Origin of the sequence: Leptolyngbya sp. BL0902 (assembly GCF_016403105.1) — a bacterium.
In the GTDB taxonomy this organism is placed as follows: domain Bacteria; phylum Cyanobacteriota; class Cyanobacteriia; order Phormidesmidales; family Phormidesmidaceae; genus Nodosilinea.
Map to the genome: position 1 here is coordinate 217,420 of NZ_CP046155.1, position 23,550 is coordinate 240,969.

General features: G+C 54.7%; 20 protein-coding genes and 1 pseudogene. 6 read left to right on the forward strand and 15 right to left on the reverse strand.

Going from position 1 to position 23,550, the window contains the following annotated elements; translation table 11 throughout:
* Nucleotides 1-8: 8 nt before the first annotated feature.
* The 3 genes from GFS31_RS21545 to fumC form a co-directional block, all read right to left on the reverse strand.
* A complete protein-coding gene (locus GFS31_RS21545; protein WP_317135054.1) occupies nt 9-2,291 on the reverse strand; it encodes a DUF4912 domain-containing protein in 2,283 nt (760 codons plus the stop codon).
* Between the two features lie 336 nt (nt 2,292-2,627).
* Entirely contained in the window at nt 2,628-2,927 is a 300-nt protein-coding gene (locus GFS31_RS00950) for a hypothetical protein (protein WP_198806460.1), read from the reverse strand.
* Nucleotides 2,928-3,117: 190 nt separating this feature from the next.
* On the reverse strand, nt 3,118-4,515 hold the full coding sequence (gene fumC / locus GFS31_RS00955) for a class II fumarate hydratase (RefSeq protein ID WP_198806461.1): 1,398 nt from the start codon (nt 4,513-4,515) through the stop codon (nt 3,118-3,120).
* Nucleotides 4,516-4,953: 438 nt separating this feature from the next.
* On the opposite strand from fumC, the gene GFS31_RS00960 reads away from it, so the two are divergent.
* Complete coding sequence (locus tag GFS31_RS00960) at nt 4,954-6,207, forward strand: M16 family metallopeptidase (RefSeq protein ID WP_198806462.1); 1,254 nt, start codon at nt 4,954-4,956, stop codon at nt 6,205-6,207.
* A 113-nt stretch (nt 6,208-6,320) separates the two neighbouring features.
* On the forward strand, nt 6,321-7,595 hold the full coding sequence (locus GFS31_RS00965; RefSeq protein WP_225907522.1) for a M16 family metallopeptidase: 1,275 nt from the start codon (nt 6,321-6,323) through the stop codon (nt 7,593-7,595).
* Between the two features lie 149 nt (nt 7,596-7,744).
* On the opposite strand, the gene GFS31_RS00970 is transcribed toward GFS31_RS00965, so the two are convergent.
* The 3 genes from GFS31_RS00970 to GFS31_RS00980 form a co-directional block, all read right to left on the reverse strand.
* Nucleotides 7,745-9,070: an IS4 family transposase gene (locus tag GFS31_RS00970; protein WP_198805430.1), complete on the reverse strand. Its 1,326-nt coding sequence runs from the start codon at nt 9,068-9,070 to the stop codon at nt 7,745-7,747.
* 309 nt (nt 9,071-9,379) lie between these two features.
* Nucleotides 9,380-10,345: a glutathione S-transferase family protein gene (locus GFS31_RS00975; RefSeq protein ID WP_198806463.1), complete on the reverse strand. Its 966-nt coding sequence runs from the start codon at nt 10,343-10,345 to the stop codon at nt 9,380-9,382.
* A complete protein-coding gene (locus tag GFS31_RS00980; protein WP_198806464.1) occupies nt 10,342-10,935 on the reverse strand; it encodes a Uma2 family endonuclease in 594 nt (197 codons plus the stop codon). Before GFS31_RS00980 ends, GFS31_RS00975 begins: the two co-directional genes overlap by 4 nt.
* A gap of 218 nt (nt 10,936-11,153) precedes the next feature.
* Between GFS31_RS00980 and GFS31_RS00985 the strand changes: the two genes are divergently transcribed.
* Nucleotides 11,154-11,753, forward strand: a complete 600-nt coding sequence (locus tag GFS31_RS00985; RefSeq protein ID WP_198806465.1) for a hypothetical protein — start codon at nt 11,154-11,156, stop codon at nt 11,751-11,753.
* A 327-nt stretch (nt 11,754-12,080) separates the two neighbouring features.
* On the opposite strand, the pseudogene GFS31_RS00990 reads toward GFS31_RS00985, so the two are convergent.
* Nucleotides 12,081-13,015, reverse strand: a pseudogene (locus GFS31_RS00990) (IS1634 family transposase).
* 168 nt (nt 13,016-13,183) lie between these two features.
* Between GFS31_RS00990 and GFS31_RS00995 the strand changes: the two are divergent.
* Both GFS31_RS00995 and GFS31_RS01000 read left to right on the forward strand, forming a co-directional pair.
* Nucleotides 13,184-13,528, forward strand: a complete 345-nt coding sequence (locus tag GFS31_RS00995) for a hypothetical protein (protein WP_198806466.1) — start codon at nt 13,184-13,186, stop codon at nt 13,526-13,528.
* The gene (locus GFS31_RS01000) at nt 13,525-13,944 is read left to right on the forward strand and encodes an HNH endonuclease (protein ID WP_198806467.1); all 420 of its coding nucleotides are present in this window, start codon (nt 13,525-13,527) and stop codon (nt 13,942-13,944) included. Before GFS31_RS00995 ends, GFS31_RS01000 begins: the two co-directional genes overlap by 4 nt.
* Here GFS31_RS01000 and GFS31_RS01005 read toward each other — a convergent pair.
* The 4 genes from GFS31_RS01005 to GFS31_RS01020 form a co-directional block, all read right to left on the reverse strand.
* Complete coding sequence (locus tag GFS31_RS01005) at nt 13,919-14,182, reverse strand: DUF2442 domain-containing protein (protein ID WP_263974875.1); 264 nt, start codon at nt 14,180-14,182, stop codon at nt 13,919-13,921. The two genes, GFS31_RS01000 and GFS31_RS01005, sit on opposite strands and share 26 nt — an antisense overlap.
* Nucleotides 14,183-14,208: 26 nt before the next feature.
* Nucleotides 14,209-14,481 carry a hypothetical protein gene (locus GFS31_RS01010; RefSeq protein WP_198806469.1) on the reverse strand — a complete coding sequence of 91 codons (273 nt, stop codon included), beginning with the start codon at nt 14,479-14,481 and terminating at the stop codon, nt 14,209-14,211.
* Between the two features lie 239 nt (nt 14,482-14,720).
* Complete coding sequence (locus GFS31_RS01015; RefSeq protein WP_198806470.1) at nt 14,721-16,049, reverse strand: hypothetical protein; 1,329 nt, start codon at nt 16,047-16,049, stop codon at nt 14,721-14,723.
* A gap of 50 nt (nt 16,050-16,099) precedes the next feature.
* Nucleotides 16,100-18,697: a dynamin family protein gene (locus tag GFS31_RS01020; protein WP_198806471.1), complete on the reverse strand. Its 2,598-nt coding sequence runs from the start codon at nt 18,695-18,697 to the stop codon at nt 16,100-16,102.
* A gap of 263 nt (nt 18,698-18,960) precedes the next feature.
* Between GFS31_RS01020 and GFS31_RS01025 the strand changes: the two genes are divergently transcribed.
* A complete protein-coding gene (locus GFS31_RS01025) occupies nt 18,961-19,572 on the forward strand; it encodes a Uma2 family endonuclease (protein WP_198806472.1) in 612 nt (203 codons plus the stop codon).
* Nucleotides 19,573-19,616: 44 nt separating this feature from the next.
* Here the strand turns inward: GFS31_RS01025 and GFS31_RS01030 are convergent, their stop codons facing one another.
* From GFS31_RS01030 to bchL, 4 genes are all read right to left on the reverse strand, one after another.
* On the reverse strand, nt 19,617-21,029 hold the full coding sequence (locus GFS31_RS01030; protein WP_198806473.1) for a ferredoxin:protochlorophyllide reductase (ATP-dependent) subunit N: 1,413 nt from the start codon (nt 21,027-21,029) through the stop codon (nt 19,617-19,619).
* Between the two features lie 34 nt (nt 21,030-21,063).
* Nucleotides 21,064-21,525: a DUF5331 domain-containing protein gene (locus GFS31_RS01035; RefSeq protein WP_198806474.1), complete on the reverse strand. Its 462-nt coding sequence runs from the start codon at nt 21,523-21,525 to the stop codon at nt 21,064-21,066.
* A gap of 105 nt (nt 21,526-21,630) precedes the next feature.
* Nucleotides 21,631-21,978 carry a DUF5331 domain-containing protein gene (locus GFS31_RS01040; RefSeq protein ID WP_198806475.1) on the reverse strand — a complete coding sequence of 116 codons (348 nt, stop codon included), beginning with the start codon at nt 21,976-21,978 and terminating at the stop codon, nt 21,631-21,633.
* Between the two features lie 97 nt (nt 21,979-22,075).
* On the reverse strand, nt 22,076-22,957 hold the full coding sequence (gene bchL, locus GFS31_RS01045) for a ferredoxin:protochlorophyllide reductase (ATP-dependent) iron-sulfur ATP-binding protein (protein WP_198806476.1): 882 nt from the start codon (nt 22,955-22,957) through the stop codon (nt 22,076-22,078).
* Nucleotides 22,958-23,550 lie beyond the last annotated feature (593 nt).

Here is a 23,550-nt window from a genome sequence, read left to right on the forward strand (position 1 = left end):
GTCTTGCCCTAGAACCATTCGTCCTGGGCTTCTTCCTTGGTGTTGGTTTGGCGGTCGGGGGTTTGGCGATCAAAGGTCATGTGAATCGACCGATTTTGTTCGCCATCCGCCGCCACGGCCATGATCGGGTAGTCGATGTTGCCATCGGGGAAGCTAGTGTGGACGCGGAAGGTGCCTTCTAGGGTGAGATGGATGGGCTGGCCAGAAAGGGTAACGGAGGCATCGGGTTCGGTGGCTCCGTAGACAATCAGCTCCGCATCGGCCACCAGCCAGAATTTGCGGGGGCGGGCCGGGGGCATGGAGGCCGAGAAGCCTACCCCAGACATGGTTAACCCCGAAATGCCGGACATATTCAGGCCGGACACATTCAGGCCAGACATCCCAACGCCAGACATCCCAACGCCAGACATATTCAGGCCGGACATGCCAACGCCAGACATCCCAACGCCAGACATATTCAGGCCCATGCCCACCCCAGACATGCCGCTAATCCCAGACATGGTAGGCACCATGCTTCCTGGCCCTGGCATTCCATGGAGCAACCCAGCCCCAGAGGCTCCCCAGGCATAGGAACTTTCTGCGGACTGGTAGGGTGCCACGGATCCAGCAACGTGCTGAATTGACCCCGCGATGTGCGGAATGGAACCTGGCAGCGACTGGATCGACCCAGCAACATGCTGCACCGATCCAGCGACGTGCTGAATCGACCCGGCCACCTGTTGCGCTGACCCAGGGATGTGCTGAATTGACCCCGCCACCTGCTGCGCCGATCCCGGTACGTGGGGCACCGATCCGGGTACGTGCTGCATGGAACCATAGATTGAGCCATCCACCCGATCTGCCTCGCCCGCCTGGGAAATGGCATACATTTGCTCGTGCAGGCTACGGGCTTTCTGGCTGGGGTCTACCAGGGTCATTAGGGTTTTGCCCCGCAGGTCTTCCTCCCAGGTCACGGTTTTAAAGTGGTCTTCGCTCCAGTCGGAGGGATAGATAGGGGGGATGCGAATGGTGTTGGATTGGGCCAGCAACAGCCAGCGGCCATCGCGGGCAATGTAGCCGATTTCAACCTGGTAATCGCGGTCGCTGACGGGAATTTGCAGATACCAATCCCGCGCCAGTTCATCACAGTCGCACTGCTGCATTCCGTGGGGGACTTGATGGTTGCGGTCAATATCGGTCACATCGTAGAGCCGCAGGGCCAGCCGTTCGCCCCCTTGGCGGCGCAATTCTTCCTTGTGGGTGTGGGGTGTATCCCAATAGGCATAGGCCCACTGGGGATCGCGGGGCATCAGCACAATGCGGCTTTCGCCATAGCCATCGGGTAGGGGCGGCAGGCCATCGTCAATGGTGGATAGATCGAGGCTGCCATCGGTGGGTTGCCCCACGATGTCAAACTTGCTGGCCTCGATATCAGTCTGGTCTTCGGTGCTGGCCATCGCCGCCGCTGCCCCTGCGGCCAAGCCCGCTGCCCCTGCGGCCAAACCAGCCATCCCCGTTGCCACCGCCATCACCGGAACGGCACTGGGTTGAGGCACGGGTGTTTCTTCTATCGCCGGGGCCGCTGGTGGTTCAGAGGTTTCGACAGCAGGAACAGGGGGGATTTCCTCGACTACGCCAGGTTCAGGGGTTTCAGCGATTATGGGCTCAGGAACTTCAGCCGCCACAGGTTCAGGAATTTCAGCCGCGATGGGCTCAGGAATTTCAGCCGCGATGGGCTCAGGAATATCGGCGACCACGGGTTCAGGTACCGCCGCTGCTGCGGGGGATGGATCAAGCCAGGGATCAGGCTCTAAGGATGATGCGGCTGCGAGTTCTGAAGACACTGGAGGCACCGTCGCCTCTGAAGGCTCAACAACAGAAGGCTCAGCAGGTACGGGTTCTGGAGAGACATCCGCCAGGGAAGTGGGGGGCACCGTTTGAGTGGGCTCAGGGGCAGGCGTGGGGGAAGCCGCCGCTAATTCCTCTGGACTCACCCCCTCGGAGGTCGTGGATCCTCGGCGACTAGCGGCCCAGCCCAGGGCACCGACCCCAGCCGCGATAGGCAACAGCCACCACCAGGCAAACCCGCCCTGGGGTGGCGGCGTTGGTGCATTGGGAGTGGTGGGGACTTGGGCCAAGGGAAACGCCGTCACCATGGGCTGAATGGCCGCTGGTAGGGGGGCAGGTGCCGGAAACGTCGTTGAGGGTTGGGTGGCTGGAGAGGGTAACGGCAAGGCAAGAGCCTTCAAGCCAACTTGCGCCGTGCTAAGGAGCAGCAGCGCCGCAACGAGGGTTCTGGAGGAATACGGCATCGTGACGAGGGGGTCAGAGTACTCTAACTGCGAAGGTGGTGTCAGACTGAGCCAATCTAACCGGGCAAACGCCGCCTAGGGTGAACCCGGTTAAGCGAGATTGAGAAGGATAGGTTTCCCCTCAAGTCATCGAGTTTTAGGCTCAGACCCAAGAATTACGCACAACTATCGCAGCATTCGCCAGGGGAGTCAATGGGAATTGGCGACATGGGAAAGCAGGGCCAAAAACTGGCCAAAACCAGAGGATTTGTCCCATCGACTGGGGCTATGCCACCCATCGCCATCGTCTTGCTTGGGACTCGATTGGGAATTGATTGGGGATCAATCGCGGATTGATTAGGAATCTAAATAGAGTTCGGCCTGCCAAACCCGCTCCTGAAGCTGTCGAAATAGGGCACATTTGGCCGTACTAAACGCCTCTCCCGCCACCAAGGCCGACAAAATGGCCTCTTCATCCTGACGGGCCAAACGACCATCCGCCGTTAGATGCTCGATTAGGTGCTGGAAGTCCGAAAGTTCCTGCTGGCGGGCGTCATTGCCGCCCATGCAATTGGGGCCATCTCCCTGACTATGGGAGGACACATACCCCTGTCCCCGATTCCTAGACAGCATCGGGGTTTCTCTGACCATGACCATGGCAACCTCCTAGTGAGGCGAGGGTTACTGGAATGCCATCCACCATTGAACGCCAAAGCACCCCGCACCAATGTTCACCGGGGCACAACCTCCAAAAGGTTTAAGAATTGCCTGGGCTTAGGGGTTTGGGGGGCAGCAGAAATCCGGTTTTTGCCAGAAACTGGGCTTCTACACTGGGCTACTGGGAGAGCTACGGCTGGGTCATGCGGCGGGGGTTGATGGCCCGGTCAAAGTCCTCGGCGCTGATGTAGCCCAGGGAGAGGGCGGCGTCTTTGAGGGTGAGGTCGTGCTCGAAGGCGTGGTGGGCAATTTGGGAGGCTTTGTCGTAGCCAATCACCGGGCTGAGGGCCGTCACCAGCATCAGAGAATTGTCTACGTACTGGCTGATTTTCTTGCGGTTGGGGGTCATGCCTTCTACCAAAAATTCGGTGAAGTTGTGGCTGCTGTCGGTCATCAACCGCGCCGATTGCAGAATGTTGAAAATCATCAGCGGTTTATAGACGTTCATTTCTAGGTAGCCGCTGGCTCCGGCAAAGGCGACGGCGGCATCGTAGCCCATCACCTGCACCGCCACCATGGCCAGGGCTTCGCATTGGGTGGGGTTCACCTTCCCCGGCATGATGGAGGAACCGGGCTCGTTTTCGGGCAGATGAAGTTCGCCAAAGCCCGCCCTGGGGCCGCAGCTCAGCAGGCGAATGTCGTTAGCAATTTTGTACAGCGACACCGCCAGGGTTTTCAGCACACCGCTAGTCATCACCAGGGCATCGTGAGCCCCCATCACCGTGAACTTGTTGGGGGCCGTGACGAAGGGCATCCCGGTAAATTGGGCGATGTATTGGGCGGCGGTTTCGGCAAAGCCAGCCCCGGCATTCAGCCCTGTGCCCACGGCGGTGCCCCCCAGAGCCAGGGGATAGAGTTCCGGCAGCACCGATTCCAACCGAGCGAGATTATCGTCCAGCATCCCCACATAGCCAGAGAATTCTTGCCCTAGGGTGAGGGGAACGGCATCCTGCATGTGGGTGCGGCCAATTTTGACGATATCGGCCCAGGCGTTGGCTTTTTCGTGGAGGGCGTGGCGCAGACGGTTGATGCTGGGGATCAGCGAGTGGTGCAGGGCTTGGGCCGCCGCAATGTGCATCGCCGCCGGAAACACATCGTTGGACGACTGGGACATATTCACATGGTCGTTGGGGTGAATCGGCGTTTTGCTGCCCAGTTCGCCCCCGGCCCGCTCGATGGCGCGGTTGGCAATCACCTCGTTGACGTTCATGTTGCACTGGGTGCCGCTGCCCGTCATCCACACCCGCAACGGGAAGTGATCGTTAAGTTGCCCCGCCAAAATTTCATCCGCCGCCTGGGCAATCATTTGGGCCTTCTCGCGGGGAAGTTTGCCCAAATCCGCATTGGCTAGGGCCGACGCTTTTTTAATCGTGGCAATGGCATGCACCACCGCCAGGGGCATGTGGTCTTGGCCAATGGAAAAATAGCGGATGGAACGCTGGGTTTGTGCTCCCCAGTAGCGATCATTGGGTACGGCAATGGCCCCCATGCTGTCGGTTTCTTGGCGGGTGGTGGGTTGTTCCGGCATGGGGCGTCTCCATCGAGTTCACGAACCGATCCAACTATACCGACTCAACCTCGGATTCTAGTCGTTCAGTTCTTCATCCCCACGGCCCATCTCCGCCGATCAAGCCATTGGGCTAGGCATTGGCAGGAGTAAAGACAGCGCCCCCAGAGCAGCGGCCAGAGAGACCACGGCAGAGGCAAATAATGATGAAGATTTTGCCGTGTTTCTGCCTGATGCTGGGGCCGTCGATAGTTCCTCGAAAAGAAACGCTAAAATAGATTCGCCATCTTTTTAATCCTTAAAACTCGCACCTTCCCCATCCGGTGAGATAAGGCTGTTCCCAGATCGCGTTGGCCTTCGCTACGGGCGGGTTTGTGACCCGTGGGTCATGCGTTTACCAGGGCATCGAAGGAGGATGGAAAACCAAGATTTGTGGTTCGTTACGTAAGGGTTTGCCCGTTGAAATTGGTAGAGTTTCCCGCCAGCGTCATTCAGTTAGAGAACGGGTTAACGCTCATTCATCAAGAGATTGCGGCAACCCCTGTGGTAGTGGCCGATGTGTGGGTAAAGGCTGGGGCCTTGGCGGAACCTGCGGAGTGGGCGGGGATGGCCCATTTCCTGGAGCACATGATTTTTAAGGGCACCGATCATCTGCTGCCCGGAATGTTTGATTACGCTATCGAAACCCAGGGCGGCATGACCAACGCCGCCACCAGCCACGACTACGCCCACTTTTTTATCACCATTGCCGCCGAGATGCTGCCCGCCACCCTGCCCTACCTGGCGGAACTGCTGCTCCACGCGGCCATCCCCGCCGATGAGTTTGGGCGCGAGCGGCAGGTGGTCTTAGAAGAAATTCGCCAAGCCCAGGACGATCCCGACTGGCTGGGGTTTCAGGCCATGTCTGAGCAGGTGTATCAAGGTCATCCCTACGGTCGTCCAGTGCTGGGCACCTCGGCCATTTTGCAGCAGCGATCCCCCGAAGAAATGCGCTGCTTTCACCAGGCCCACTACCAGCCCCACAACATGACCGTGGTGATTACCGGAGGCATTCCCCTAGAGCCCACCGTGGAGATGGTGCGCCATGCCTTTCGGGCCTTCCCCAGTCCGGCCCCTTGCCCACCGCCCACCGCCGCGCCCCTCCCGCAACTTCAGGGCGTCCACCGCGACATCCTCACCCTGCCCCGCCTCGAACAAGGACGGCTATCCATGGCATGGCTTGGCCCCGGCATCGAAGACCTGCCCACTGCCTTTGGCCTCGACCTGATCTCGGCCCTGCTGGCCCAGGGGCGCAGCTCGCGGCTGGTGCGAGAACTGCGGGAAGAACGCCAACTGGTGCAGGACGTTGCCGCCAGTTTCTCCCTCCAGCGAGATTGCAGCCTGTTTACCATCCAGGCGTGGCTCGACGCCGATCAGGTGGATCGGGTAGAGGCCATCATCTGCGACCGCCTCAGCGAACTGGCCAGCCAGCCCATCCCAGAGGCCGAACTCGCCAGGGCCAAACGCCTGCTCTGCAACGACTACGCCTTTTCCACCGAAGCCCCCGGCCAAATTGCCGGACTCTACGGCTACTACGGCACCATCGCCGCCCCCGACCGCTGCCTCACCTACGTCCCCACCATCCAAAGCTACACCGAAGCCCACCTCCGCCAAATTGCCGCCCAGTACCTCACCCCCCTGCGCTATGCTTCCACCATCCTGCGCCCCGCCTAGGCCATCCCCATTACACGATCCCTAACTCCCGACTCCCCACTTCCGACTCCCCACTTCCCACTCCCGACTTCCCACTTCCCACTCCCCCCGTCCCCTATCCCTACATCCTGCCTGTGACCGCATCTCTCCTACACGCACCCCGCCTGCATCGCACCGTCTTGGCCAATGGGCTAACGCTCCTCGTGCTCGAAAACCCCGTGGCGGATATTATTTCGGCCCGCATTTTTATTCGAGCGGGTAGCGCCTTTGAAACCCCAGCCGATGCGGGTTTAGTCAGTTTTCTGATGGGCCTGCTGACCAAGGGCACCGAGAGCCTATCGTCGATGGACATTGCCGAAGCGGTGGAATCCGTCGGGGCCAGCCTGGGCACCGATGCCACCACCGACTACAGCGTCATCAGCCTCAAAACCGTCGCCGCCGACTTTGAGGACATCTTTTCCCTCGCCGCCGACCTGCTGCGCCGCCCCAGCTTTCCAGAGGCCGAAATTGACCTCGAACAACGGCTCACCCTCCAGCAAATTCGATCCATGCAGGAGCAGCCCTTCACGGTGGCCTTCAACGAGCTGCGGCAGGCCATGTATGGATCCCACCCCTACGCCCTCTCCAGCGTTGGCACCGAAGCCAGCGTGGCCGCCTTCACCCAAGACAGCCTGCGGGCGTTCCATCGCCAGCACTTCCGCCCCGATAACCTGGTGGTCACGGTGGTGGGCCGCATCAGCCCCGAAGCCGCCGTCGCCCAAGTAGAGCGCACCCTGGGCGATTGGGCCGTGCCTACCACGCCGCCCCCCACGCTGCAATTTCCCACCGTAACGCCCCCCCATACCCGGCTTCCCCTCTTTCAAGACACCAACCAGGCCATTGTGATGGTGGGCTACGACGGAGCCTCGGTGCAGCATCCCGCCTATGCCGCCCTCAAGCTGCTGAACACCTACCTGGGCAACGGGCTGTCTAGCCGCCTGTTTGTGGAACTACGGGAAAAACGCGGCCTCGCCTACGATGTGTCCGCCTTCTACCCCACGCGCCTGGGCCAGTCGCAGTTTGTGGCCTACATTGGCACCGCCCCCGGCAACGCCGCCACCGCCCTAGAGGGTCTGCGGTTTGAGGTCGAGCGCCTGCGGGAGACCCTGCTCACCGAAGACGAACTGCAAGCCGCCAAAAATAAACTGCTGGGCCAATACGCCCTCGGCAAGCAGACCAATGCCCAACTGGCCCAACTGCTGGGCTGGTACGAAATTTTGGGCCTAGGGGTGGAATTTGATCAGCAATTCCCCGACTTGATCAACGCCGTCACCGCCCTGGATGCCGAAGCCGTGGCCCAAGCTTTCTTCCGCGATCCCACCATCGTCCTCCTAGGGCCAGAGGCCACCATCGCCCCCCTAGTGCCCTAGCCCTCACCCCCAGCCCCTATCCCTATGGGCTACTGTGACACACATCTCAGCCCTCACCCCCTCAGTCCCCCTCTCCCAAAAATGGGAGAGGGGGAAGCAAGACAAGCGTTTCCGGCTGCATCTGGCTCCCCTTCTCCCGTCCTGGGCTACTAAGTACACACAACTGAGCTTTGGGCGAGTGACCATCCCTCAAAGATGGCCTCAAATTTTCTAAGTCCTTGGCTCAAGGTACGAATGCCGGGTGGCGGTTGGGAGCGATAGCCCGACCATCCCCCCAGGCGTGCAATGAGCCAAGTGGCCCAAGGTAGGGAGCCTGGGGAGAAGGGATTCTGCTGTTTTCGGGTTCGCCCCTGCAACGTCGGCATCAACTGCTCCAGGCATTGCTGTTGCGGTTCGCTAAAGGTCACCGAGGCGGAGAGAGATTCATCGGCTCGACCGGTTTTCAGTTGGAGCAGCCTCAAGGTCACCATTAAGGCCAGGATGGTGAGGCGTTCAATGGCCTTAACCGACTCCAGGCGGGTGGATTCAAGGTCAAGGCCGACTCGCTTAAGCAACGCAAAGAACTGTTCAATCTGCCAGCGCCACCGATACCACTGAATCACTTGTAACGCTTGCTCCACGGTCGTGACGGGATGGGTCGTCAGTAAGCGCCAATGAATGGGCTTGACTCCGGCAGGTGGCGTGACCTCTTTGGCCTCCACGGCATAGAGGGAAACCAATTCGGGATAGTCGTGGGCATCGACCTTCCGGGGGCGGCGAAGGGTAACGGGCGTAAAGCGCACCGCTAGCCAAGCTTCACGGGACTCTCGGTGACCACGAGGGTCGGCCAGCACCTCAACGGCATAGGTGCCCTCAACGGGTTGCTGAGCCAGTGTCTCGTAGAGCATCGTGGACTTATCGTGCAGTCGTCGGTTACGGCAAGCGCGCACTAACAGGTGCGTGTGGGCATCAGGCACCCGAACCCACTCTTCGTAGATATCGCTCTCACGGTCACCCACATGGGTCACACACACAGCATCCCCAGCCATCAAGGGGACTCGACTGTCCTCGGCAGAGCGCAGCCACTTATAGGATTCTTTCTCCTCAATCGGCAACTGAGGATAGTGCCGCTGATGTTTGTCGGGTCGTTTCGGGTCACGATGCCATCGTTGAATCGCACTCAAGCCCAAGGGAAAGCCACTCTCCGCATCGGCCACTAGGGTCGGATGGACGAAAAACCCGATATCACGATGATTGCCGACCACCCCGACGTCCTCAGGCTTGAGATGCTTCGCCTGAGCCTGCAAGTTAATTTCGCTACTGTCGCTGATAGCCAACACATGACGCCCCGCCACCTGTTGCTGGCAGTGGTCTGCGGCACTCCTGACCAGTTCTGAGACGCTCACATTCTGATTCTCCAGAAAGCGATAGTACCCTACCTGTTCCGCTCGGTTGCGGCTCATCGCCCGGATGTTCACCGATAGCGACTCACGCATAGAGTCATACAGCGCCGCCCCCTTTTTTCCAGGCGGCGATCCCCAAAAGCACTGCCCTGTGATACTTCAGCGTGAATTAGGATAGGATTTTCCACCGCAATTCCCCCACGATTACTAACCGCATCCTACTCCAACCTGACTTGTGTGTACTTAGTAGCCCGTCCTGGGAGAAGGGGTTGGGGGATGTAGCTTGCTTCCCGTAGGGTGGGGAAAGCCCCGGCAGCAGGGGTTTCAGGACTTATGTATACGCAGTAGCCCCATGGGAGAGGAATTTAGGGTGAGGTCAGTCAGGGCATAGGATGGCTGAGCTTAACCTAGACTGAGGTAGGGCAACTCTGGCCCAGCGGGGATGATGCCCCCCGGATTGAGGGGAAACAGGTTGCCGTAGTAGTCGCGCTTGACCGCCGCCAGATCGCAGGTAGCGGCCACTCCCGGCTGCTGGTATAGAGCTTGGACGTAGCGGCAGAGGGCGGGATAGTCTTGAATGCGGCGGCGGTTGCATTTGAACAGGCTGTAGTACACTGCATCGAAGCGAAACAGCGTCGGGAAAAGGCGCACATCTGCCAAGGTGAGGGCCTCGCCACAGAGGTAGGGCTGGGTGGATAAGGTTTGCTCGATGGCGTCCAGGGTGTCGAACAGTTCCCCACAGGCGCGGTCGTAGGCGGCCTGGGTTTGGGCAAAGCCGCAGCGATATACGCCATTGTTCACGCTGGCGTAGATGCGCTCGTTCCAGGTATCAATCTCGGTTTTGAGGGCGGCGGGATAGAGGTCGAGATCGGGATTGGTCGCAAACTCGTTGAGCGATTGGTTGAGGATTTGGATGATCTCACCGCTGTCGTTGTTGACGATGGCTTTGGCGTCAAAATCCCACAGCACAGGCACCGTCGCCCGTCCGCCAATGCCCGCCTGTCGGTAGAGTTCCGGCAGGGTGCGGCAATTCTGGAAGGGCGTCGGAAACACCCAGCAGCCCTCATCCGGCGAGGGTTCTACCACCACCACCGCCACCGCATCCTCCAACCCCTTCAGGGCGCGGGCGATCAACGTGCGGTGCGCCCAAGGACAGCCCATCCCCACCATCAACCCATAGCGCTGATCCGCCGGAGGATGGGGGCCATTGGCGGAAAGCTCGCCCCGGCACTGGCTGGGGGGCCGCTGATAGTCGCCGCCCTCGTTGCTGGGGGCCATTTGGGCCATCATCCGCTGCCAGAGGGTTGTCCACACCCATTTGCCCGTGCGGATTAGCAGGCCGGGGGGAAGGGATGCCGTCTTAGTCATGCCATCTCCAGCGGTAACAAAGCATGGAGGTTGAGTTCAAATCCCGGCAAGACGGATTCCCCGGAGAGCGTCACCGTAAAAGGCACGACTTCCGGGGCCACATCGGGACGATACACCGCCACCGTGCGGGTTTTGGGGTTCACTAGCCAGCCCAGCCGACAGCCGTTGTCCATATATTCCTGCATCTTGGCTTGCAGCGTTGCCCCATCATCAGTGGCCGACAGCAGTTCCATCACAAAATCAGGACAGAGGGGCGCAAATCCCTGGCGTTGGTCGGGGCTGAGGGCCGTCCAGCGTTCCATCGCCACCCAGACCACATCCGGGGAACGAATCGCCCCATTGGGCAACCGAAACCCGCTAGAGGAATCAAACACCTTGCCCAGCCTAATGCGTCGATTCCAGAGCGCGACATCAGCGATGAGTTCAGAGTTGTAGCTACCACTCTCGCTACCCGTTGGCGACATGGCGATTAGTTCTCCTGTGGCCGTCCGTTCTAGGCGCAGGTCGGGATTGGCCTGGACGATGGCGACAAACTGCTCTTCGCTGACCCGCAAGGTCTGCGGCAGATGAACGGCAACGGTGGCTGGCATAAACAAACCTGCGAAACGCCATGGCCCTATTCTATCTGGCTCTATTCCGACTCTCGCATCCCTAAGCCGAGCGGCAATGCTCTCAATTAAATCCCCTTCACGCTTAGGCAAACTGGTGACACCGCTGCTGTGGCCCATCTCCAACTTCAGCCGACCGCCTGGGAGGGATCATTTCGGAGGAAGAATTAGAATAGGACGTATAACTCTGCGGTACAGGTATGGCTGATCCCGTCACCATCGAAGATATTTATGAGCTATTTCGTCGATCCCAAGCAGAAGCAGATCGGCGATCAGCAGAGGCGGATCGGCGGGCAGCGGAGGCGGATCAGCGGGCAGCGGAGGCGGATCGGCGGTTGAAGCGGCTGGAGCAAATTGCTGCCAACACCAGCCGCGAGGTGGCTGGGCTAACGACTCGATGGGGCCAGTTTGTCGAAAACCTGGTGGAACCTGCGGTGGTGCGGTTGTTCCAAGAGCGGGGCATTGAGGTACAGGAAACCTCTCGTCGGCTCAAGTCTCAGCGCCCTGGGGCCGAAATGGAGATTGATATTCTGGCGGTGAATGGGGATGTGGCCGTGGCGATTGAGGTCAAATCTCGTCTTTCTCGTCAGGATGTAGAGGATTTTTTGACCCGATTGCCCAAGTTTAAGCAGGCTTTTCCCCAATACGGTACTTACCATATCCACGGTGCGGTAGCGGGGATTGAAATTGATGCAGGGGTAGACCGCTATGCCTATCAACGAGGGCTATTTGTAATTAAGCAAGCTGGAGATACGGTTACTGTGGCTAATGACCTCAGGTTTCAGCCGACTGCGTGGTAGAAATCGCTTAGGAGAGAGGATTAGAATAGCAAGACCATAGGATGGGTGAGCGATAGCGTAATGTATCAAATTCTTGCCCATCATGGATTACGCTTTGCCAATCCATCCAACACTTCTTTGTCAATAGAACCAAGGTCGCCTAAGTTAAAGTCGCTAGGGCTTTCTGGTAGACTGATTTTGAGATCTCTGAGCTTCTTGAGGTCTTCTTGCCGTTGTAGGATTGGACGGCATATTTAGTTGACGCGCCAACATGAGAACATTATTCCCAAACTGCTCATAAATCCCTGTTTCCAGGGTAAGAACCGACATTCCGCAGGTTGACAGGAGTTAATTTAGGAGGTAGTACTGGCAGGCCGAAAAGCCCATGAGGCGAATGATCTTGCGGCGTTCATCCGAGAGGTTGCTGACCTGCTGAGCGTTTCCCGTGGAGACCAGATGAATGGCCTGAAACTTCTGCAAAATCCAGCGAAAGGTGGGCGTGCGAGTGGGGCGTTGCTTTTGGTCGAGCACGGTGTCATCGGCTTGGGCGAGTTGGGCTCTGAGTTGACGCTGCCCCAAACTATAGACCAGCAGGGTCAAGGCCATGATGAGGGCGAGGGCTTCCACCCGTTGGGGCTTTTTGACAAAGACACTGCTGGTGAAGAAGAGGGGGGCTTTGAGGAAGCGAAAGCCACGCTCGACCTGCTGCTGGGCCTTGTACTCGCGCAGGAGGCGCTCGGCGGGGTAGGCGTCTTCATCCAGGACATTGGTGGCTAGAATGAAGCGACGATGGCGCTGTTGGTACTGGGCCTCGTACTCAGCGGTGCGTTCCAGCGTCGCCTGCCATTGGTAGCCCAACTCAGTCCCGCTCTCAGAGGCATACTCCCCGTCGAGAGCAAAGGAGGTCGAGTCTAGATGGCACTGAGACACCCTCACCCCAAAACGCCTCACCGCCTGCATCGCCGCTTTGAGAAAAAACAGCGTCGTCCCGTACTCAAACAACTGATCTAGCAACCGACCCAACCGGTCATCGTTCAGGTGCCCTGCCGTAATCCCCTCCCCCAGCAGGTGCTCCACCGGCTTGCCCTCAAAAAACTGACTAAATAGGTACAGCGGCGCGCTGACAAATCCCAACCCGTTCAGAATCATCGCTTTCACCACTTGCCCGGGGCTGATGTGGTTTAGCGGATGGGGGCCAGAACTTCATTGGTGAGCTCGACCAGGCCGATCTCATCCACTAACGCCGCCACTAAGCCCAAGTGATCCAGGTTTTCTATCTCCAAGGCACAATCCCCATTCTTGCCCTGAGCTTACCTTAGTTACCCCAAATATTCTTTTTGTCAACCTGCGGAATGTCGGTTTTCAAAGGATCTACTTGGATTTAAGGACATGGCCTTGACTAAAATTAGTGCAGTATGGATGCTAATTCTAGCAAGTTGACGGAGTCAGCCATGGTTCAAGATGTGCGCTACGTAACGGATGAACTAGGGGAGCGGGTGGCGGTCTTGTTGGATTTAGCCACCTACCAGCGGCTCATGGCTACTCATAATGACCCTGAGTTGCTGACGGGGCTAAACCACGAGGAACTGGTTGTATTGGCAGAAAGCGCCCTATCGATAGACGCTCAAAGCCAGCTCCATAACTTATTGAGCCAAAATGCCGAGGGAGAACTCGTCGCAGAAGACTTAGCTACCCTCAATCAACTCTTGGCGCGGGTGGATGATCTCAACCTACTCAAAGCCAGAGCTCGCTACACCCTACAACAGTTAAACTCGGCAGGGTCGATAGCCTCGTGAGTGTCTATATCCCCAGCGTTCTACAGCGTCAGCTTCGGGAACGCTTTGCTAACTGCTGTGCCTATTGTCATACCGCAGAGTCTTTGACTGTCACAACCTTTGAACTCGAGCACATCGTGCCACGTTCCGCAGGGGGCGTTACCGCCTTTGAGAATCTTTGCCTATCGTGCCCTAGCTGTAATCGTCATAAGGCCAGTCGTCAAACAGCCGTCGATCCAGAAACGCAGGCAGCTACGCCCCTGTTTCATCCGCAACAACAGCGCTGGAGTGACCATTTTGTCTGGAATGCTGATGCCACCGAGGTGGTTGGATTAACCCCTACCGGGCGTGCCACCATAGCTGCCCTCCAGATGAATCGCCCGCAAATGACTCGGGTGAGAAAATTATGGGTCAAGCTGGGGGAACATCCCCCTTAAAACAAGATGAAACCGCTGCTTCTGGGGCAGGGGCACCGCGCAGCATTCCTTCGGTGCTCAGATCTTCGTCGAGGGCTTCCCAGTGGATGCCGTAGCCGCCGCCGCAGACTTCCCATTGGGCAAGCTGTTCTGGTGTCGCATTCAGCAGGCGTGGATACCATACCAACGGCACCGTGATCGAACGCCCATCCATTAGATCGACACTGATGGTGTCTTCCGTAAAGTGGACATCTTTCACTCGCGCATCCTGCAGGATCATGGAGACTAAGCATCCAATAGGTGATCTACTTTGTTGTCGATGCTGGTGAGCTTGCGTAGAACCGTGGGGCGATCTTCATCGAGAGACGCTAAAAGCTGGACTATGCCTGCTTGCAAGGTGGTCAGGCGCTGAATCGCTTCCTCTAGCCGCTGCATACCTGCCTGAAACTCGCCACGGGCTTCTTCCCGCTCTAGCCGTGCTTCGGCCATTGTATCCAGCATGGCTTGGGCGGTGCGGGCATTGCTTTCAACGAGTTGGCGCAGTTCTGGATCTGTCATTGGTGTTGGGCTGGCTTTAGTGGCGGTTGATATTGCGCATTGTATAGCAGTCCTAAATGATTTATGAGTGATGACAGGCGTGGAGCCCTTGATGAGTCTGGCTCTTGTTCTTACGAATGACCTAGGACTGCTATAGCAAAGGAAATGGAGTCTAGTTGGATGCCTAGATTTCGTGTGAGCAATTACAATTGTCTTGCAGCCAATGACAATGGGGCCAGGACAAATTAGCGTTAATTTCTTTAATTAGAATTCGCCATTTCGACATCTTCCTCTTCAGACTCAAGAGATTCATCGCGTATGATGAAATAGTAATCTAAGTTAGAGATTGTCAGCGGAGTAGCTTTCTGCAAATTCTCTATGGTGAGCGCTGACAAATTTTCCAAAGCGGCTCTTTCAACAATGTAGTCTTGAGCCTTTGATCTTTGATCGGAATCTATGAGTATCAGAAGACTGTCTCGTATCGCGCTGAAGTGGGATTGCTCCTGAGCTTTTTCGTAGTAAACATACTCAGGGGGCTTTGTTAACTCAATTTTCGACTCATCTCTAACTGTCTCCAAGACTGTTTCATCTACGGCGGGCAAGGCTGCAAGCTGTTGCAGTTCTTTGACATCCAATGTCTGATACCAGTCTACATGTGATTGCCAAGCAGAAATAGTTGCTAAATCATGATCATGAATCCGTAGAATTTCTGGGAAAATAAAATCTAGTTCATCAGCCTCCTGTATATCTGAGATGATGTTAGTGGCATCTTGTCGAATTATCTGCTCTAGTTCAACAAGACGACTGCCAACCGCAGGAAAATCACTTTGTATCTGAAATGTCATGGCAATGGCCTGCTCAATAGCCCACACACATTCTCTACGACGTAGATAGGCTGCTGGCGAAATCCCCTCTAGCAACTGATCATTGCTGTAGTCAGCTAGGGCATCGAAGAGCATATTTCTAGAAGCTGTTATTTCATCATTACGACGACCAATATCTTTGATGGTTAAGGCTGTCTGAAGCCGACTTAATGCCTTCTTAAATTTTCCATAGGCTTGCACGAGGATCGTGCGATGATGGCTAAATTCAACATCTTTTGCTACTCGATCAACGTGTTTCAGGATTTCTTCTCCCTGATCGGCTAAAGCTTCATGGAGATTCAGAAATCCATTGTTAATCTCTAATCTCATCTGTTTGATATCCTTTCGGAGTTTTAAAGTTTGCCAAAGGTTTACTGCTGCAAGAACTCCAGTGGCAGCAACTCCAACTCCAAGAACTGCTGTTGTAGCTTGTAACGTTGCTACTGATGCTGACAGGGCTTTAACCGCATTCAAGGTAATCTGTCCTTGATAAAGTTGTCCAGCACTCATCGCCATGGGAACTACAGCCGTAAGAGGGTTTAAACCCATGGCTGCTATTCCAGCACTATTACTAGCTACTCCTATAGCATGAGCTGCAATTTGACCCGCCTGAGGGCCAGTAGCATAGCGCACCATACTCAGTGGTACACCTGACTTGGACATTACCACAGCATATTTGCCAGCCTCTATGCCAGCTTGAATGATGGGAGAAAACTGATATAACATTTCGGAGATGGCTCACAACTGAACTGATAAAGACGCTGATTATTTCCAACTCAACTGCTGGAGGATGGCAAGCTATTAAGACTAGATTCAATACTAGAAAGACTTGATAGCTTGTCAGAAGCAAAAGCTTTTTTTGCTCTTTTAGAGTCAATGGTCTCCTGATGAATAGCGCTTTGCCTACTCAAGATTCCATCGAGAAGAGAAATCGAATGCTGAATAGCCTTGATAGCATTTTCGTATTGAGAATCAATAGCTTTTACTACGCCTTCGCCAATATTATCTCCGATTTCTTCTAAGGAATTTGAAAATTTCTCAAAGCCTTTATTGTATACCTCTTGCTTCATTTGCAAGATGATTTTTTCTGAGTCAGAGCCAAAAAACCACCCTACAACTGCTGATGTTGCCATTCCAGCTAATAGAATTGGCAGAAATCCTACACCAAGGAAAGCTAATCCTCCGGCTACTCCCCCACCAAGTAATCCGCCACTACCTAGAGTTTTAAAAACGCCGAATATACCATCGCCGTTAATTGAACTTGGATTTAAGTTTGACTCAAATTGTATATTAACTCCGAAATGCGACAACGATAATCTGAACTGTTGACTTAAGCTCGAACTAGATACTAAGTCGATTGACTTAAGATTTTCGTAGATTGAGTTGAGATTCTCAAAAATCTCCTTATCAAACTCTTTAAGTTTAGGTATCAAGAGTTTATCTTTTACTGTTTTGTCTAGCCAATTATCCAAATCTTCTGACAAGTCATTGAGAAATTGATTTGCAAAATCTCTAAGGATTTTCTCCTTGCCTTCTGCTTCAGAAATCCATTCAGCGCTCTTTTCCGCAATTCGATCTTCTACACCATCAAGCCATTCCTTCCACGCCTCATTGACATCATCTAGAACCTCATTAACTAAATCATCTCGTAAGAGTCGGAGCTTGATCTCACGACCACTAGCAGCACCAATTTGCTCAATAATTTGACTGCGCTCAGATTCAGATAAGCTAATTTCACCTTCCAAAATTTGGATACTTTGCCTTAATCCAAGCTGTGCTTCCTCAATGATTCGAGTAAGAGAATTTTTCAGTTTTTCTATGACTAAAGAGCCGCGCTCTTCTGTCAAGAAGACTTGAATTGATTGAGTGAACTGCTGAAAACCTTTCAGATATTCATTGTCATTCCCTTCTAATATCGCGTCTAAAGCCGCTTGTGCAGAAATAAAATGCACCCTATCTTTGCCTGTAATGATAGGCTTTGAACCCAGCAGAAAGTTATTAGCTCTCTGTTTGACCTGCTCTCTATCCTCTTCACGGCGCAACAGATCTATAAAATTAACTGCAACGAATAGACTTTCACTTGGGCCTTGAGAATCTCCATCATTTAGCTGTTTTCGTAGAAACTCAAGTAGCTCCATTTCAGTCTGCGTAAAAGAGCGTGAAGCATTAGCCATGAAAATCACTGCGTCAGTATTTTTTAAGAGCTGATGAGTGATAGCTGTTCGTTCAGGGTGCTCATTCAATCCAGGAGAGTCAATAATTTCAACTTGATGCCGACACAACTCCAGATCTGGATGTTCAAATACTATTTCCTGGATGTCTGATTTGGATAACTCCTCAGCAATATTTAGCAAAGCCGCTTCTTGAGAGATTGAGGCCAGTTCCTTATATTTTTCCAGTGGAACCTCTTCTTCTTCTCCATTTTTGTATCGGCAGATTACACGATATTTTTCACCATGCCTTAAAACTGTCACAGTACCACTGCATGGAATAGCCCTAACAGGCTGAATTTCCGATCCTAATAAAGCATTGAGCAGCGTTGATTTACCCTGACTAAATTCACCTATGACTGCTAGTCGAAAATACTGAGACTGAGCTTTATCCAATACTTGAGCAGCTTCATTCTTCAGGGCTTCAGATATCAATTCTCGATCAGCACCTTGCTTAATTAAATCAAATAGTTCAGATGCGATTTGGGCTAATCGGCCTTTAACTTTGCTGAATTTCTCAAGCTCATCATATGAAATCTTCAAGTCTGAACTTGTATTTCTTTCTATCTCCTTTTCGCCAAGCTTAGTCCTCAGAATCTCTGCTGCATTCATAAACGCAGGATCAAGCGCCTGAAAGTGATGTGGATCTAGCAGTGTATAAATTTCAGAGACTGCTTCCCCGTCTTCAGGCTTATCATTTATTGTGCCATAAAAGAATAAACGGTATTTAGCATCTACTCCAAGAATTCTTGCAACAATTTCAATATATTTATCTTCTTTTTCAGCTAGATCTTCGTCAGCAGATGCAACTTCACAGCATAGTCCTAGAATGAGGATTTTCTCGGAATCAGTCAGCTGACCAGCAAATTTCTTAAAAACTTCTTTCTTGGAGTATAACTTGTGCTTCTGAATACCTTGAAAAATAGGCTTGACAAGTTTTCCTATATAGCTTTGAGGAGGCAGAAATTGACCCAGTGCAGACTTGATTACCTGCTTCTCAGCTTCCGTAACCTGATTATCTGCATACATCACTCCTATTAGTGGAATTGCCAACGCCATAATAAATACTAGACGGTGACTTACCTGCTCTTCTTGAACATTTTGCTCAGTAACTTGAGAAATCAACCCTGCGAATTCTTTTTTTGCGACTGACTCTTTAACCATTTATAACTTACCTTTCAACAGTGAGAGACATGTATGCTAGAGGTACAAGATACTAGACAATGAGCATAGGTCATTTGAACATTCTCTACTAAGATTCCCCAAAGACTACGCAAGATCAACATCGGCACATCAAGATCGCAACTTAGTTACATTTCTTTAGATTATTGAATGACTGTGATACATTTAGACTATCGCAACTCATGAGGTTGCTACATCATGGAAGCTATCCCCTAGCGAGTGATTTTCTGGCTTGGTCTCACCCTATGGTTCAACTTCAGCCCCAACTCCTGACCGTCCGTGACTTCATTGATCACTATGGCGACAACCCCCAGTACGAACTCATCGATGGAGAGCTAACCGACTTGGAACCCACAGGCATCCATGAGCAGGTTGCAGGCTTTGTGGGGCGAAAGCTCAATGTTGCTATCGATCAACAAAACGCGCCCTACGTGATTCCCTACCGCTGCCTGATCAAACTGCTGGGCACCGAAACCGCCTTTCGGCCCGATGTGGTGGTGCTAGACCAGACCCAGTTGGCTCAAGAACCGCTGTGGCAGCAGGAACCCGTCATTTGTCGGGGAACATCCGTCAAACTCGTGGTGGAAGTGGTGAGCACCAACTGGCAAAACGACTATGCCCGCAAAACCGAAGACTACGCCCTGCTAGGTGTGCCTGAATACTGGATTGTGGACTACCTAGGGCTAGGGGGGCGCGACTACATTGGCACCCCCAAACAGCCCACGGTAACGCTGTGTGTATTGGAGGGTGATCGCTATCAAAAACAGGTGCTTCATGGGGATGATTGGCTGCAATCTCCAACCTTTCCTGGCCTCAATTTGACGGTTAGCCAGATCTGCGCGGCTGGAGTTATTTAAGGAACCCAGGGTTCTGGAGTAAGAACCCTGGGTTTTGGGGCCGCTTACACCTTCGCTTCTTCCTTCACCAACTTCTCCCAGCCGAGGTCTTTGAGGCTGTCGTTGCGGCGGAGGGGGCGTGTCACCAGTTCTAGGATGTCGCGGGTGTTGCTGAAGCCGTGGATTTGGGCGAAGGTGAACTCCACCGACCACTTGGTGCTGATGCCGCGAGCTTCTAGGGGGTTGGCGTGGGCCATTCCAGTGATCACCAGGTCGGGGTGTAGTTCTTGGATGCGTTGAATTTGGTTGTAGTTATCGGGTTTTTCGGTGATTTTGGGTAGGGGGGTGCCCATTTCGTTGCAGGTTTTTTCTAGCAGGGCGAGTTCGGCGGCTTGGTAGCGTTTGTCCATGTAGGGGATGCCGATTTCTTGCACCGTCATGCCGCAGCGGGTGAGGAAGCGGGCCAGGGAAATTTCCAGCAGGTTATCGCCCATGAAGTAGACGGATTTGCCGCGAATGATCTCCAGGTAGTCTTCTACGGATTCCCAAATTTTGGCTTCGCGCTCTTCCATACCCTGGGGTTCGATGTTGAAGACAGAGCAGATTTTTTCGACCCAGGCGCGGGTGCCGTCGGGGCCGATGGGGAAGGGGGCACCGATGAGCTTACACTTGCGGCGGCGCATCAGGGTGGTAGCGGTGCGCGACAGGAAGGGGTTGATGCCTGCCACGTAGTAGCCTTCGTCGATGACGGGGAGGTCGGTGTAGCGTTTGGCGGGCAGCCAGCCGGAGACTTTGATGCCCTGCCGCTTCAGTTCCAGGGTCATTTGGGTGACGATGGGATCGGGCACAGAGCCGAACAGGACGAGGGGCGGGTGGTCGTGGTAGGGGGTTTCTTCGATGGCCACCTCTTCTTTTTTGCGGCCAAAGCTGAGCAGTTTTTGGATGCCGCTGCGTTCTTCTTTTTCGGCGGGGGTAACTTCCTCACTGGTGGGGCAGCGCTGGGCCATGGCGGCGAGGACGGTGTCTTCTCCTTGGGTGAAGGCGTAGTCTAATCCGTTGGCGCGGGCGACGACGATGGGAATGCCGATTTCCGCTTCCAGGCGAGGGGCCAGCCCTTCGAGATCCATTTTGATGATCTCGGTGGTGCAGGTGCCAATCCAGACAATCACCGAGGGGTTGCGGTCGCGCTTAATCCCCTCACACAGCCGCTTGAGTTCCTCGTAGTCGTTGAGTTGGGCGGAGATGTCGGCTTCTTCCAATTCGGCCATGGCGTAGCGGGGTTCGGCGAAGATCATCACCCCCATCGCATTTTGGAGAAAGTAGCCACAGGTCTTGGTGCCGATCACCAAAAAGAAGCTGTCTTCAATTTTTTGGTACAGCCACGCCACGCAGCTAATCGGGCAAAAGGTGTGGTAGTTTCCGGTGTCGCAGTCAAATTCCAGAGCAGAGGTGTTGGGTTGAGATTGGGCAAGGGTCATGGCTAGGGATCGAGTAGGGGACTGGGGGACGGGCCTACCTGGGTCTGTCGTTTTCCCGCCCACCGGATCCGGTGCAAACCTCGTCATCGTGGGTGGGGGGCGGTGGAGGGGCCACATCGAGGGTTAGCGGTACGGGGGGGATGGCCTCCGGTTCGGAAACCTCCTCCGCTGGCACCAGGGAAACCTCGGGGCGGGCGCTGCGGGGCAGAATGGGTTGTGCCTTCGCCAACGCCTCTAGCTCCTTCACCGGGTTGGTGTTTAGGCCCAGGGCGGCAATAATTCGGTCGGGGCTGCTGCTTAGGCTGACGACCAGGGGCAGCAGATTGTTAAGGTCGGGTTCGAGGGTGGACAATACCCCCAAAATGAAGCCCGATGACGGTCGCCGTTGGCCGTCGAGAGTCACCCAAATGCCCAATTTATCGATCCACTCGCGGTTGTCGCGGTAGTAGGACAGCCACTTGATTTTTAGCGATCGCCGCAGTTGTTTACTGTTCACAAATCCTCGGGGCGGAGTTCGCCGATCTCAGGGTCGAGATGGATTAAACCAGAAAACCGCGCTCGGAGTCAGTGATATACAGGTCGGGTACGCAAGGGACGTTCGCTAGAGATCAGAGCCATCGGACAAAAGGGGATGATCTTCGTTGGCATCGATGGTGGTCGTTTCTTCGCCATTGTCCAAAATCATCTCTGGGTCGAAATTGAGACCCAACACCTGCACCAGCGCATCTTCATCAGGGTTGAGCTGGTAGAAGGGCACCATCAGGTTCGAGAGCTTGGGTTCCAAGGCATTGACCACCCCCAAAATGAGGAAAGAGGACGGTCGGCGACCCCCATCGGGCGTGCGGACAGAGGTTTGCTGCATTTGCAGGGTCAACCAGCCGCGATTGGCTTGCACATAGTCCAACCACTTTTGGCGGATGACCTGGGTAAAGTTCTCAAAAAAGGCCATAATCCTGACTCTTTTGCTAATTTGAATGGCTGCGTACCGATGATAATGCAGCCCTCCAAAATCAGAACTTCATCCGGTGAGATCTTTGCAGCGGGGATTAAACCATCATCAGATCCATTTCCTCCGCCTCTTGTTTGGGGGCATCGGCGGGTGGGTTGAGATAAAAGTCCGACAGCAGGCTGAATAGGTCGCGGTCGGGGGTTTCCGTGGGCACCACGCCTTCGGGACGGGAGAGAATTTGGTCGGCGATGTTGAGGTAATACTGGCAGACGGGTTCCAGAGAAGGATCGCTCTCCGCCATTTCAAACACCGTTTTGCCCTTCACGCGGGAAATGCGGATGTCCTCAATCAGCGGCAGAATTTCCAGTACGGGCATGGGCACATGCTCGACGTACTTGTCGATCAAATCGCGCTTAGAGGTGCGGTTGCCGATCAGCCCCGCCAGCCGCAGGGGGTGGGTTCGCGCTTTCTCCCGTACCGAAGCGGCGATGCGATTGGCGGCAAACAGGGCGTCAAAACCGTTGTCGGTGACGATCATGCAGTAGTCGGAATAGTTTAACGGGGCCGCAAACCCGCCGCAGACCACGTCGCCCAACACATCAAACAAAATCACGTCGAACTCGTCGAAGGCGTTCAGTTCCTTCAGCAGCTTCACGGTTTCGCCCACCACATAGCCGCCGCAGCCCGCCCCCGCTGGAGGGCCACCCGCTTCCACGCAATGCACGCCGCCATAGCCCTTGTAGATCACGTCCTCGGCCCATACGTCTTCGTAGTGGAAGGACTTTTCTTGCAGGGTGTCGATGATGGTGGGAATCAGAAACCCGGTGAGGGTAAAGGTGCTGTCGTGCTTGGGGTCGCAGCCAATTTGCAACACCTTACGACCCCGTTTGGCCAGGGCCACCGAAATATTGCAACTGGTGGTGGACTTGCCAATGCCCCCTTTTCCATAAACAGAGAGCTTGAGTGTCTGGTTGTCCATAGGGATGACGCGATGTAGGTAGGGCAAACGAGAAGTGGGAAGCCCTCACCCCCGGCCCCTCTCCCAGGAAGGAGAGGGGAGCAAGAGGTTTTCTTCAAAGTCCCTCTCCCAACATGGGAGAGGGATTTAGGGTGAGGGCCACAAAACCTTGGGGTAACAGTTCACCCAGGGGCACCTTGCGGTGAGGGAATAGGCGACCCGCCCTTGGCAAGGCATCCCCAGAGGAGCTGTTTTCAAACTTGGTCTACGTCGATGGGGTCTGACGCAGCCCAGGGTGTTTCGGCTGTTTGGATTATGCGCACAGCCCACGGGTGATGAGAAGGGGCGTGGGGAATGGCAGAGGGCTTAAATTGGCCTATAGCAGCCGATAAAGCTGTTGGAGTACCCCTGATATCTCAGAATCTTTTTTAAGGCATTTTTATGCGCTAAAACAAATTTTGTGTTTTATATAAAATTAAATTAATGCAATAACAAAATTATAATCCTTAAATCTTCTAGCGCAGAATATTCACCGCTAGTCCCTAACCGCAGTGCCAGTTTGCCCACTCCAGCCCCTAAGAAAAGTACGCAAAGACGGGAGATTGCCTGAACAG